Here is a 12,543-nt window from a genome sequence, read left to right as displayed (position 1 = left end):
TTCTTGTCCCAGCCATTGTGAAGCGCTTCGCGTGTCCGGGCCAATGCGACCGACGAAATTAGGCGCAGCTCGAAACCCGCGGAAAGCAGCCTGTGCGCCAGTGTACGGTGGTAGTTGCCGGTAGCTTCGAAGCCGACGACAATCGGGCGGCCAATTGCAGAAAGGTCGTCCGCCAATCGATCGTAGTCGGCCTTGGTCGCCATGACAGTCATGCGGCGGCGGCGACCGCCTTCCGGTCGCTCGATCAGGACCTCCTGACGATACTTGGACATGTCGATGGCTACCAGCACGGCATCGGCGGGAGTAGAACTACGCTTGGTCATGGTCGGTCAGTCTCCGAAGTGTTGAGTCGACAACTTCACTTTAGAGACCTGCAGGCCGATCATGGCCGCCTTGATGAAGCCGACGGGCGCTACGCGCCCTTGTCTCCATCAAGGCAAATGCTGCCTGAAAAGAGCAGCTTCCCAATGTGCTACGGGTCGGAGCGCACGGTGCCGATCGCGGCGCTCAAGGCGGGCAACATCGTCCTCGCGCGAACCGGCGAGAAAATCCCGGTCGATGGCGTGGTCGTCGGCGGGCGAGCCTCGGTCAACCAGGCACCGATCACCGGTGAAAGCGTCCCCCAGGACAAGACGGAGGGTGCAGAGGTGTTCGCCGGCACCATCGTTGAAGCCGGCGCGCTCGACATCCGAACCGAAAAGGTCGGCGGCGATACGATCTTCTCCCGCATCATCGCGCTGGTCGAAAATGCCGAAGCCGAGGCTGCCCCCGTGCAGAAGCTGGCCGACAAGGTCGCGGGATGGCTGATCCCGGTCGTGTTCGTCTTCCTGATCGTCGTTTTTCTGGTGACGCGCGACGTCTCCAAGATCGTGACCTTGTTGATCTTCACCTCGCCGGCAGAGCTTGGCCTGGCGACGCCGATCGTCATGATCGCCGCGATTGCCAGGGCTGCTCGCAGCGGCATTCTCATCAAGGGCGGGCTCTATCTTGAGCAACTCGCCAAGGCAGACGCGATCGCCTTTGACAAGACCGGCACGCTGACCGCCAACAAGCCGTTAGTGGTCGACGTCAAGGTGACCAATCCAGATTTTTCGGAAACGACACTGCTGCGGATCGCGGCCGCCGCCGATCGCCGCTCAGCCCACCCTTTGGCCAAGGCGGTGGTCGAGGCGGCCGCCGAGGACGGAATCACAGTGCCGGAACCGGAAAACTACGAGCAGGTTCAGGGTCGAGGCGTTAGGGCGACCGTGGAAGGCAGAACCGTTCTCGTAGGTAATCCGGCTTTACTTCGCGAGAACGGCGTGTCCATCGCCTATGCTGTCGAAGATCGGGATCGCACGCCCGTCCACGTCGCGGTTGACGGCCGGTTTTGCGGGATCATCTTCATCGCCGATACGCTGCGCCCAGGGGCGCGAGAAGCCATCGCCGCTTTGAAGGAAAATGGCGTCAGACATATCGTCATGCTGACCGGCGACAATCAGACGACTGCTAACGCGATTGCGAGAGACTTGGGTGTCGATGAGGTCAAGGCCGACCTGATGCCCGAAGACAAAGTCGCCATGATCGCCGACTTGCAGAAGCGCGGCTATAAGGTTGCGATGGTGGGTGACGGCGTCAACGACGCGCCGGCACTCGCGCGTGCCGACATTGGCATCGCCATGGGCGGCGGCGGCACGCAGGCGGCGTTGGAAGCCGCTGACATCGCACTGATGACCGACGACCTCGGCAAGATTGTTGGCGCGCGCACTATCGCGCGTCGCGCCTATCGGACCGTCCAGGAAAATCTCTGGGTCGGTGTCGGAGTGGTCCATGTGCTTGGCATCACCGCCGCGCTCATGGGCTGGATTGGACCAATCCAGGCGGCGTTCATCCATCTGGGACCAGACGTTCTCGTGTTCCTTAATTCGGTCAAGCTTCTGCGCGTCAGGATTGCGGAAGCATGATGGAGGGGTCTCGGCGTTGGCCACCGAGTGCTGAGTCCTTCGGGCATAAGTGCGGAAACAGTCCGCGCCATGGGCGTCTCACTGGATGCCCATCGCGAACGAGGCAGGGAGACTGAGGCATGCGACATCCGAGCGAACGGCATCTGGTGCAGCGGGTCGGCTGGCTGCGAGCGGCAGTGCTCGGCGCTAATGACGGCATCATTTCAACCTCCAGCCTGGTGGTCGGCATCGCTTCGGCCCAGACGAGTTCGTCGACGGTAATGCTGACCGGCGTCGCAGCGCTTATCGCCGGCGCAATCTCGATGGCGGCGGGTGAGTATGTCTCGGTGAGCAGTCAGGCCGATGTCGAAGGCTCCGACCGGCTGCGCGAAACGCGCGAACATGCATCAGACCCCGAGGAGGAACGCCGCGAACTGGCCGCTGTCTATGAAGCGCGCGGGCTTGCACCCGACCTCGCCGTCCAGGTCGCCGAGCAGTTGATGCGCAGCGATCCGGTCGGCGCGCACATGCGTGACGAGCTTGGCATCACGTCCGAATTGGCGGCACGGCCGATCCAGGCGGCACTGGCGTCGGCGGCAACCTTCTGCGCAGGTGCGATCATACCGGTGTTAATGGTCGGCGTGGTCCCGCGCGCCTCGCTGGTCATCGCAATCACGATCGCGACGCTCGTCCTCCTCGCCATTCTCGGCGCGATCGGCGCAAGGGCAGGCGGCGCGTCGATGTGGCGTGGCGCGGTGCGGGTGACCTTCTGGGGCGCGATCGCGCTGGCAGCCACGGCGGGCATCGGCCACCTGTTCGGCACGACTGTGCAGTGAAGGATGCGAACCGCTATGCCTTCTGTCGATCGCGATGATCGCTATAGCGGCGCCCTATGCCGGGTTGTTCGTGACAGCGTTCGTCGCCGCGACCCTGCTGCCTGCACAGTCCGAAATCCTGCTCTCGGCGATGGCGATCAGTGGGCGATACGATCTGCTCCTGCTGCTGTTAAGTGCGACGGCAGGAAACACGCTCGGTTCGCTTTTCAATTGGCTGCTCGGACGCGGTTTCGAACGGCTGCGCGACCGGCGCTGGTTTCCGTTCAAGGCCGCCACGGTCGAGAAGGCCGTTTGCTGGTATGCCCGGTGGGGCAAATGGTCTCTCCTGCTTTCCTGGGCGCCGATTGTAGGAGATCCGCTAACCTTTGCGGCCGGATTGCTACGCACGCCTTTACGGGTCTTCCTGCCGCTGGTGTTGCTGGCCAAAGGCGGGCGCTATGCCGTGCTGCTGATCGCGGTCGAGGCTGTGCGGTAATCTGCGAAAGCTGCTGCGTGTCGCCTCACCAAATTCAGCGCCCAACAAGTGGAAGTGTGAAGCATGGTTCGAAGATTTTTTGCGGACGCCCCTGATTTCAAATTGGATTTTGACGCACTGGTGGAAGCGCGGCGCGAAGCCGACGAGGATGTCTCGGTGGTCGTGCGCGAGGTGATCGCGGCTGTTCGCCGGGACGGCGACGATGCGTTGCGCGCCTATACTTGGAAGTGGGATCGGCACGACCTCGACCAGACCGGATGGACGATCGGCCGCGACGTTTGCGAGAGGGTGTTCCGCGACCTCGACCCTGACTTGCGTATGGCCCTGGAACTTGCCGCGCGGCGGATTGCCACCTACCATGAAAGGCAGTTGCCCACGGACAGCGACTATGTGGACGGTGCTGGCGTCCGGCTCGGCGCGCGATGGCGGGCAGTGGAAAGCGCCGGTATCTATGTGCCGGGGGGCCGAGCCACTTATCCCTCATCGGTGCTGATGAACGCGATTCCTGCCGCCGTTGCGGGCGTAAGTCGCGTGGTGATGGCGACCCCGATGCCCGATGGCATCGCCAACCCGCTGGTGCTGGCGGCGGCCTACCTCGCCGGCATTGACGAGGTGCGTCCGATTGGCGGTGCACAAGCGGTCGCCGCGCTGGCTTACGGCACTGGGTCGATCCCACGCGTCGATGTCATCACCGGTCCGGGCAATGCCTGGGTCGCCGAAGCCAAGCGGCAGGTTTACGGTGTCGTGGGAATCGACATGGTCGCGGGTCCATCCGAGATTGTCGTCCTGGCGGATGGAGCGAACGATGCGGATTGCATCGCCGCCGACCTTCTCAGTCAGGCCGAACATGATCCGACGAGCCAGTCGATCCTCATCACCAACGATCGGGCCTTCGCCGACCACGTCGCTGCGGCGGTCGAAGTGCAACTCGGCACCCTCGCCACTTCGGCGGTGGCGCGTTCCTCGTGGGAAGCGCATGGCGCGATCATTGTCGTCCCTGCTCTCGACGATGCCATACCACTCATCGATGCGCTTGCGCCCGAACATCTCCAGATCGCCACCCCTCGACCTCGCCATCTTTTTGACCGTGTCGCACATGCTGGCTCGGTCTTTCTCGGCCAGCATACGCCGGAAGCTATCGGCGACTATATCGCTGGCCCCAATCACGTCCTGCCAACAGGGCGCCGGGCGCGGTTCGCCTCAGGACTATCGGTGCTTGATTTCATGAAGCGCACCAGCGTTATCGAGCTGGACGAACGGGCTTTACGAGAACTCGGTCGTGCAGCCGTGACCCTTGCCGAGGCTGAAGGACTGCCCGCCCATGCTGCATCTGTGGGTCGCCGTCTTGAATGGAATAGCCGTTCTTACAATCGGAGTTAAGGTGCACGAACATGCGCTCTTCCCATTTGACGATGCAATATTGATGAACGCAAGTCCCTTTTGTTGCGAATGCGAATTGTTTGCGCTACGTGGGTGATGTTGAATTGGACCTTGGGCTTCTTAGAAGCAATCGAAATCAGGGATATATGCATGCGTTTTCGCTTGACGGGATTGACTGCGGCGGCTCTCGGCTCAAGCGGCTTTGGGGTAACGCCAGCTGGCGCGCAGACGATTGACCTTTCGTTCACGCTGCCGCGATTGTCGGTTGCCGAATATCATCGCCCCTATGTGGCGGTCTGGCTGGAGAAGGCGGGCAGCGCTCCCCGGACCCTCAGCATTCTCTATGATGTCGACAAGCGCAACAATGCGGGCGCCAAATGGCTGCGCGACGTGCGTCTTTGGTGGCGTGCTGCCGGACGAATGCTCAGTGTTCCTGCCGACGGCGTGAGCGGCGCAACCCGTCCGGCCGGATCGCATACGCTCAGCTTCACCGCCGGTCGGGGAGGTATGCCCGCGCTGACACCGGGGAACTATGTCCTCGTCGTCGAAGCAGCACGCGAGGCCGGTGGACGCGAAGCGGTGCGTCTGCCCTTCACCTGGTCGGGAACCCAGGCAACTGCATCGACGAGCGGCAAGTTCGAGCTTGGCCGCGTCTCACTGAACGCCCGGCGTTAAGGGGGAGCTATGCCTGTGAAGATGATCCGCACGTCGATCCTGTCGGCCCTCGCCATGGGAGCCGCGCTTGCGCCGATCGCTGTCGAGGCAGCGCCCCGGTCGTGGATGCTTCCTTCCGAGACCATGTTCGTCGGTAGCGGCGACGAATGGCTGACGGTCGATGCGGCCCTATCGACGGACCTCTATTATTTCGATCACGCCGTGCAGAATTGGGAACCGTTCGCGCTCGCGCCGGATGGCAGCAAGGTAGCGGTCGAGAACAGCGCGAAGGGCCGCCTGCGTCAGACTTTCGATGTCCATGTCGTGCAGCCCGGCACCTACAAGATCGCAATCGTTTCTGAATCGGTGAGCGGCAGCTACCTGCTGAACGGAGAACGGAAGATGCTTCCGCGCGGGACCACGCCTGCAACGCTCGCTCAAGCTGTGCCCGCCGGGGCGACCGATGTATGGAGCGCGGTCAATACGAGCCGCATCGAGACCTTTGCGACCGCTGGAGAGCCGACCACCGCGGTTTTCAAGCCGACCGGCAAGGGACTTGAGATGGTTCCGGTTACGCACCCTACCGAACTGGCGAGCGGCGAGGCTGCCACTTTCCAGTTCCTGCTTGATGGCAAGCCGGCGGCCGACCTTTCCGTGAGCGCGGTAAACGGTGGCGTTCGCTATCGCGATGGCATTCAGCAGCTTGATCTCACGACCGATGCCGAGGGCAAGGTCACGATCACTTGGCCGGACGCCGGTATGTGGTGGGTAAACGTCGCCAGCGGCGGTGGACGGAGCGCGGCCGGCCCCGGTGGTTCTGCGCCCCAAGCCAGTGCCAAGGCTGAACAGCCACTGGCTGCTGGTAATCTGCCCGGAGGCGAAGGAGCACCGCGCCCGATTGCGCCACCGCGGCCACGATCGTCTTATTCCATGACTGTCGAAGTTCTTCCGTCATAGACTCGACTGCGGCGGCGGCCCATCCGAATTGATTCGAATGTGCAAGCATTAGGGCGGTGTTACAGCGTAAATGTAGTGTTCATCATCGCGGGTCACCACATACCGTTGGTTTCCGCCGAAAATGACCTATAAACCGCCTTTGCTACGCCAGCGTAGTGACAACGGCGATCGATGACGGTCATGGAGTTCAAATCGATTGCGGAGATTCTGGCTACGTATCCGCGACCAGCATTCCGAAGGGACGGTGCAGTCTGACCGGCTTGATATTTGCTGGATCACAATGCCGATGCCCATCCGGGCACCGGCATTGCGTTTGCCTACGAGGTCGCCAACTTGGCCTTTGGCATGGGACCGATCTTCAGGCGGGCTGTCCAAGCCGTAATCGCCGGCAGCACCAGCCTGGCCTTCGGCCGCCGGCAGCATGACCGGGATGACGCCAAGCGTTTCAAGATCGTCGCGCTGGGCATCCGGCAAGCGGACCACCACCGCGAACCGCCGATCGCCCTCGAACAGGGCGATCGAGGGTTTCAAGGCAATCTCGCGCTACTTGTAGATTGAGCCAGCGGGCGCCGATGCTCATCAGGCGATGAGGAGTAATCTCCAGAACACAATAAGGTTCGTTTATCGATAAATATCCTATCCAGGGGGATGGGATGATGCGAAAGCTCATGCTAAACGCCACGCCATGACCTCTCTTGCAGACCTGCTTCAACAAAGCGCCGCCCATGCGTGGCTGTTTGTGCCTACCGCCATCTTGCTCGGCGCGCTGCACGGGCTCGAACCGGGCCATTCGAAGACGATGATGGCGGCCTTCATCATCGCGGTCAGGGGAACAGTGCGCCAGGCCGTGCTGCTGGGTTTGGCGGCGACGCTCTCCCATACGGTCGTGGTCTGGGTCGTGGCGCTCGGCGGCATGTGGCTGTTCGGCGGCCTCAACGCGGAAGCGACCGAACCCTATTTCCAGCTCGCATCCGGCGTGCTGATCGTCGTGATCGCCGCCTGGATGCTATGGCGCACCCGCCGCGAGCAGATTGCAGCCGAACACTATCACCACGATCATGGGCACCATCACGGCCACTCCCACGGCCACGGGCATAATCATCACGGCGATCACGACCACCATGAACATGAAGAATTCGAGGAAGCCGAGGAACGCGGCCTGGAGGTTGCGACCGGCGGCTTTGTCGATGCGCACGAAATGGCCCATGCAGAGGACATCCGGCGCCGCTTCGCGAACAGCAATGTCACCACCGGCCAGATCATCCTGTTCGGCCTGACCGGCGGTCTGATCCCATGCCCGGGCGCGATCACCGTGCTGCTGCTCTGCCTCCAGCTCCAGCGGCTCGCGCTGGGCGCCGTGCTGGTGTTGTGCTTTAGCATCGGGCTTGCCATCACCATGGTCGCGTCGGGCGTCATCGCCGCGATCAGCGTCAAGCAGGTGACGAAGCGCTGGAGCGGTTTTGGCGAGATCGTCCGCAAGGCGCCCTATGTTTCGGGTGGGGTCATCCTGATCGTCGGCCTCTATGTCGCCGTTCACGGATGGATCGCGCTACCGCATTGAGCAGGACATTTGCATGAGCCATGCCGCCAATCCCGATCTTCTCAACCGCCTGAAGCGCGCGCAGGGCCATCTCGCCAAGATCGTCGAAATGGTTGCCGAAGGCCGGGACGGCCTCCAGATCGCGCAGCAGATGCAGGCGGTGGTCGCTGCGCTCGACAAGACCAAGACACTGCTGGTCAGCGATCATATCGAACATCATCTGGAGGAACTGGTCGGGCCGTTGCCCAAGGCGACGCGCGACGAACTGGCTAAGCTGGGTGAACTGGCCAAATATCTCTGACGCCGCCGTGCTTCAGCGCTGGGGCTGCGCGAGATTCAGTTTGAGCGCCCAGATCGCGGCGGGATGACCATGGGCCGGAACCGCCACGAACAATCGGTCCAGCTCCGGCACATAGAGCCCGGTGCGTGCGCCGCCAGCAGTTTGCGCCCACGCGCTCTGTCCATCGGCGCCGATCACATCGACATGGCCGGCGCCGCAGACCAGCAGGATATGATCGCGCACCAGGAATAGATCGTCGGCATCACCGCAAGCTGATCCGAGGGAGAGCGTTTGGCCGCTCGCTGTATCGATCGTCGCCAGCGCCGCCGGGAGCCGATAGGCGATCACGATCCGGTTGCCTGACGGCTCGACCGCCATCGGGAAGTTAAGCCGGTGCAGTCCGGTCGGCCAGCGTGCCAGTTGTTTTCCCTGGTCGATGTCGGCCGCGATCACCGAGCCGTCATCGGGGATATTGATATAGGCGCGCGATCCGGACAGCCGAAACCCCTCCGGATGGCCGGGCAGCGCCAATCGGGCGAGAACCGTGTGACGGACGGGATCGATCGTGGCGAGGCCGCCCTTGCCATAGCCGACGATGACATGGCCGTTGCGCGGATCGACCCGCACATTGTCGGCATCGTCCTCAAGCGCGATCCGCGCCCGCTCGTGAAGCTCTGTGTCATAGAAGCGGACCGAGCCGTCACCGCAGGCGACCACCAATTCGTGGGTCGCCGGAAGCCAGGCGACGCCCTGCGGTTCGCCAAGGCCGGCGATGCGGCCGATGACCTTGCCGGCCTCAAGATCGACCTCATCGACCGTGCCGTTGGCGATCTCGGCAACGAACAGCCGATGGTCCGCCAGATCGACCGCCAGATGGTCGATGCGCCCCCTGGTGTCGGGGAGCGAGATCGTTCGCTCCAGCACGAGAGGGGAGTGCGGATCGGTCGGTTGTGCCTGGCTGCACCCCGGCAGCGCCAGCAGCAGTGCCGCTGCACATCCCCTCCAGGGTTTCATCGCTGCGCCCTAGTTCGCCGCGACCGCGACATGGCTGAGCGCGGCGGTCAACCCGCGCGCGAGCTTCTGCGCGTCGTCATTGGCCCAGAAGTGCATGAAGAACAGGCGCGGCTCGTCGTCGAGCATGTGGTTGTGGAGCGCCGTCACCTCGATCCCGTTCTGCCGCAACTCGCGCAGCACCGGATTGACCTCCGACGCTGTCAGCACGAAGTCGCCGGTGATCGCCGCCTTGCCGCCGCCGGTTGGCTGGAAGTTGATGGCGATGGCCGCGCCCATCGCGGGCGGTAACGCCATCCCACCATCGCGCGGTGCCTCGGCACGGGGAATGCCGAATGCATAGACGCCGCCGCCGATCTTGCCCTTGTGGCCCATGATGCGGTCGAGCGCGGCGGTGTCGAGGTCGATCGTCTCCGGCGCGGCGGGGCTTGCCGCCGGAGGCGCGGACAAGGGCGTGCCGCTCAGCGCCAGCGCATCGTGCAGCACCTTGGCGAGTTGCGCCGGATCGCCATGCCCGGCGATGTGCATATACATGGTGTGGGGTGTGTTCCGCAGCAGATGGTTGTGGAGCGCGGTGATCTCGATTCCGCCGGCGACAAGCTTGGCCATCACCGGATTCACTTCGGTATCGGTGAGCACCAGATCGCCCATGACCATCGCCTGACCCCCGCCATGCGGTACGAACGCCAGCCAGGAGCCGAGCGCCAGCGCCGGTTTCAAGGTCACGCCGTCGAGCACCACATGCAGGTCGCTGCGCGGCAGGCCGATGCGATAGACACCGCCCGGCATCTCGGCGCCCGGTTTGCCGATGGCGGTGGCGACCGCCTGTTCCCAGGGTTCAGCCGCCAATGCGGGCGAACTCAGAGCGAGAAGCCCCAACAGGCCGAACGTGGTGATACGCTTCATCATGATCTCCTTGAGCAGCAGCGGGATCATTGGACCACGCCTGACAGATAGAGGGCCGCACCGATCGCGGAACTTGCCGCGAGGACCGGGATCATCCCGACCTTGAACCGGAACACGGCTATCGCGGCGCCGGCGGCCAGCAGCGCCGCCGGGAGGTAAAGCGAGGTCAGAACCGGGAAGTCGAAGGCGAACCGCGCGACCCGGACCACCCGCACGTCCTGGAACAAGGTGTGGATCGCAAACCAGACGGCAAGGTTGAGGATCACGCCCACGACGGCCGCCGTGATCGCGCTGAGTGCGGCCGAGAGCGTCCGGTTGCCGCGCAACTGCTCGACGAACGGCGCACCCGCGAAGATCCACAGGAAGCAGGGCATGAACGTCACCCATGTCGTCAGGATCGCGCCCAGCGTGGCCGCGACCAATTGCGGCAATGCGCCCGCATCGCGAAACGCCGCGAGGAAGCCGACGAACTGCGTGACCATGATCAGCGGCCCCGGCGTCGTCTCGGCCAGGCCAAGGCCGTCGAGCATCTCGCCGGGCCTGAGCCAATGATAGGTGCCTACCGCTTCCTGCGCGACATAAGCCAGCACGGCATAAGCGCCGCCGAATGTAACCATCGCCATCTGGCTGAAGAAGGTTGCGATGCGCGTGAACACGTCATCGGGGCCGAGAAGCACCAGCAGCGCGATGACCGGCGCGAGCCAAAGGAACAGGAATGTCCCGGAAATCTTGAGCGACCAGCCAAGGTTGGGCTTGGCATGATCCGGCAGGCTTTCGCCGAGCGCGGTATCGCGGTCATGGACGACATTCCCGCCCGCGCTCCCATGTCCGCCGCCGCCCTTGAAGGCCGACAAGCCCAGCCGTCCGCCGACATAGCCGCCGATGCCCGCCGCTAGGACGATCAGCGGAAAAGGCGCATTGAGGAAAAAGATCGCGACAAAGGCGGCCGCCGCGATCCCGCGCATGACGTTGTTCTTGAGAGCACGCGATCCGACCCGCACCACCGCCTGGATCACCACCGCGAGGACCGCCGCCTTCAAGCCGAAGAACAACCCGGTGATCAGCGGCACATGGCCGAGCAGCACATAGAGATAACTGAGGCCCAGGATTGCGAGGAAGCCGGGCAGCACGAACAGTCCGCCTGCGACCAGACCGCCCTTGGTCTTGTGAAGCAGCCAGCCGATATAGGCGGCAAGCTGCTGCGCTTCGGGGCCGGGCAGCAACATGCAATAGTTGAGCGCGTGCAGAAAGCGCTCCTCACCGATCCAGTGCTTCTCCTCGACGAGGATGCGGTGCATTACCGCGATCTGGCCAGCGGGGCCGCCGAAGCTCAGCGATGCGATCCGCGCCCAGACGCGCACGGCTTCACCAAATGTGATGCCGTGATCCGGCGTGCCTGCTTCGCTGCCTACGGGCAGTTCCGTCACCGCGCCGCTCATGGCCGCACCTGCGCTTTGGCGCGGGCTTTCGCGGGCTGGTGCGAGACCCAATTATGGGTTTCGTCGGTCGCGTCGCGGCACCAGCGATAGAAGGCGTCGTAGAGGAGCATCCCGGCCTCGAGCTGTTCCTGATCGTCGGCATACATGCGCGACAGGCCGAGCGAGGCGGCAAGCAACCCGTCCGCTTCGGGCACGAGGTCGGGGCGGCCGGTATCGGCACCGCGCACGATCGGCGCGAGGCGTTTGAGTGACTCATGACCGCTGAGGCCGAATGCCTCGACCATGACGTCGAAGGTGCATAGCTCACCCCGATGGCTCCAAGTGACGCCTTCGCCTTCGATGTCGAAGGGAGCGGCGCCAAAGCGCTCGGCGACGCCCTGAACCTCGGAGGGCGCCACGAACAGGAAGATCGCGCTCGGATCGATGAAGCGGCGGATCAGCCACGGGCAGGCGATCCGGTCCACCTTGGGGCGACCGCGCGTCACCCAGACGGTCCGTCCCTCGGCATCGCGGGGCGGCAGCACGGTGTTCGGCACCATTGGAAGACCAGAGTTCGCCCATCCGGCCACACCGCCCTCCAGCGCCTCCGCTGACACGCCGTCGTGGCGCAGCCGGGCGGCGACGCCTTGGCTCAGCGATCCACCGTCCCGACAAGCAACAACGACCGACTGGCCGTGGAATGCTCGTGCCCAGGCGCTGACATCGCTGGCGGACCTTCGCAACGATCCAGGGATCAGCAGCGGTTCGGCCGAGAATTCCTCCTCGGGTCGAACGTCGATCAAAACAGGCCCGGTCGGAATACCGACCAAGCGAACGAGTTTATCCGGTGAGATCGTGTTGAGAACAGACATGATGCGTCCTTGTTGAAAGTAGGACGCGATTCTTGAGCCTGTCGCCTCGTGGGGAGACCGCGATCCCCATATTCAAATCATGGCAAATGCCGCATGGACGGTCAATCCTTTCGATGTGATGGTTTGCCGCAGGGTGATCGTTCCTCGACGGATGAGTAAAACGATTCCTTTAGGTCATAGCGCTGGGGGCAATCCGGGGACGAAGGAAGGCGATCATTTGCGTTAAATGGCGGCTCTAGGGTAGTAGAAGCGGCGATTCATATTCATCGCTTTCGTCCGCCTTGGGGCACCA

Annotated in this window: 14 protein-coding genes; 9 read left to right on the top strand and 5 right to left on the bottom strand. The window is 63.4% G+C overall.

Annotation, left to right across the window (positions count from 1 at the left end; all coding sequences use genetic code 11):
• Positions 1-323: transposase (locus tag K5Q19_RS09480; RefSeq protein WP_292944041.1), on the bottom strand; the 323-nt coding region annotated here is incomplete at its 3' end.
• A gap of 117 nt (positions 324-440) precedes the next feature.
• On the opposite strand from K5Q19_RS09480, the gene K5Q19_RS09475 reads away from it, so the two are divergent.
• From K5Q19_RS09475 to K5Q19_RS09435, 9 genes are all read left to right on the top strand, one after another.
• Positions 441-1,943: a cation-translocating P-type ATPase gene (locus K5Q19_RS09475; protein WP_292944038.1), complete on the top strand. Its 1,503-nt coding sequence runs from the start codon at positions 441-443 to the stop codon at positions 1,941-1,943.
• 119 nt (positions 1,944-2,062) lie between these two features.
• Positions 2,063-2,758 (top strand): VIT family protein, encoded by a 696-nt coding sequence (locus tag K5Q19_RS09470; protein WP_060978293.1) that lies wholly within the window; start codon positions 2,063-2,065, stop codon positions 2,756-2,758.
• Between the two features lie 34 nt (positions 2,759-2,792).
• Positions 2,793-3,233 (top strand): YqaA family protein, encoded by a 441-nt coding sequence (locus tag K5Q19_RS09465; RefSeq protein ID WP_060978294.1) that lies wholly within the window; start codon positions 2,793-2,795, stop codon positions 3,231-3,233.
• A gap of 63 nt (positions 3,234-3,296) precedes the next feature.
• The gene (hisD, locus tag K5Q19_RS09460) at positions 3,297-4,613 is read left to right on the top strand and encodes a histidinol dehydrogenase (RefSeq protein WP_060978295.1); all 1,317 of its coding nucleotides are present in this window, start codon (positions 3,297-3,299) and stop codon (positions 4,611-4,613) included.
• Between the two features lie 150 nt (positions 4,614-4,763).
• Positions 4,764-5,288: a DUF2271 domain-containing protein gene (locus K5Q19_RS09455; RefSeq protein ID WP_060978296.1), complete on the top strand. Its 525-nt coding sequence runs from the start codon at positions 4,764-4,766 to the stop codon at positions 5,286-5,288.
• 9 nt (positions 5,289-5,297) lie between these two features.
• On the top strand, positions 5,298-6,224 hold the full coding sequence (locus tag K5Q19_RS09450; RefSeq protein ID WP_223811304.1) for a DUF4198 domain-containing protein: 927 nt from the start codon (positions 5,298-5,300) through the stop codon (positions 6,222-6,224).
• 267 nt (positions 6,225-6,491) lie between these two features.
• Positions 6,492-6,782 (top strand): hypothetical protein, encoded by a 291-nt coding sequence (locus K5Q19_RS09445; protein ID WP_060978297.1) that lies wholly within the window; start codon positions 6,492-6,494, stop codon positions 6,780-6,782.
• Positions 6,783-6,909: 127 nt separating this feature from the next.
• Positions 6,910-7,785: a nickel/cobalt efflux transporter gene (locus tag K5Q19_RS09440; protein ID WP_060978298.1), complete on the top strand. Its 876-nt coding sequence runs from the start codon at positions 6,910-6,912 to the stop codon at positions 7,783-7,785.
• 13 nt (positions 7,786-7,798) lie between these two features.
• A complete protein-coding gene (locus K5Q19_RS09435; RefSeq protein ID WP_060978299.1) occupies positions 7,799-8,065 on the top strand; it encodes a metal-sensing transcriptional repressor in 267 nt (88 codons plus the stop codon).
• 12 nt (positions 8,066-8,077) lie between these two features.
• Here the strand turns inward: K5Q19_RS09435 and K5Q19_RS09430 are convergent, their stop codons facing one another.
• From K5Q19_RS09430 to K5Q19_RS09415, 4 genes are read right to left on the bottom strand one after another with little or no spacing between them, the layout of a single operon-like run.
• Positions 8,078-9,058, bottom strand: coding sequence for a hypothetical protein (locus K5Q19_RS09430; RefSeq protein ID WP_060978300.1), 981 nt, complete (start codon positions 9,056-9,058; stop codon positions 8,078-8,080).
• Positions 9,059-9,067: 9 nt separating this feature from the next.
• A complete protein-coding gene (locus K5Q19_RS09425; RefSeq protein ID WP_208597921.1) occupies positions 9,068-9,991 on the bottom strand; it encodes a DUF1259 domain-containing protein in 924 nt (307 codons plus the stop codon).
• Positions 9,988-11,400, bottom strand: coding sequence for a chromate efflux transporter (gene chrA, locus K5Q19_RS09420; RefSeq protein WP_060978301.1), 1,413 nt, complete (start codon positions 11,398-11,400; stop codon positions 9,988-9,990). Before chrA ends, K5Q19_RS09425 begins: the two co-directional genes overlap by 4 nt.
• Positions 11,397-12,251 carry a sulfurtransferase/chromate resistance protein gene (locus K5Q19_RS09415; protein ID WP_060978302.1) on the bottom strand — a complete coding sequence of 285 codons (855 nt, stop codon included), beginning with the start codon at positions 12,249-12,251 and terminating at the stop codon, positions 11,397-11,399. Before K5Q19_RS09415 ends, chrA begins: the two co-directional genes overlap by 4 nt.
• Positions 12,252-12,543 lie beyond the last annotated feature (292 nt).

This window comes from Novosphingobium sp., assembly GCF_019748365.1.
Classification (GTDB): Bacteria; Pseudomonadota; Alphaproteobacteria; order Sphingomonadales; family Sphingomonadaceae; genus Novosphingobium.
Note: the sequence above shows the minus strand (reverse complement) of the source record. Positions and strands in the feature narration are given on the sequence as shown.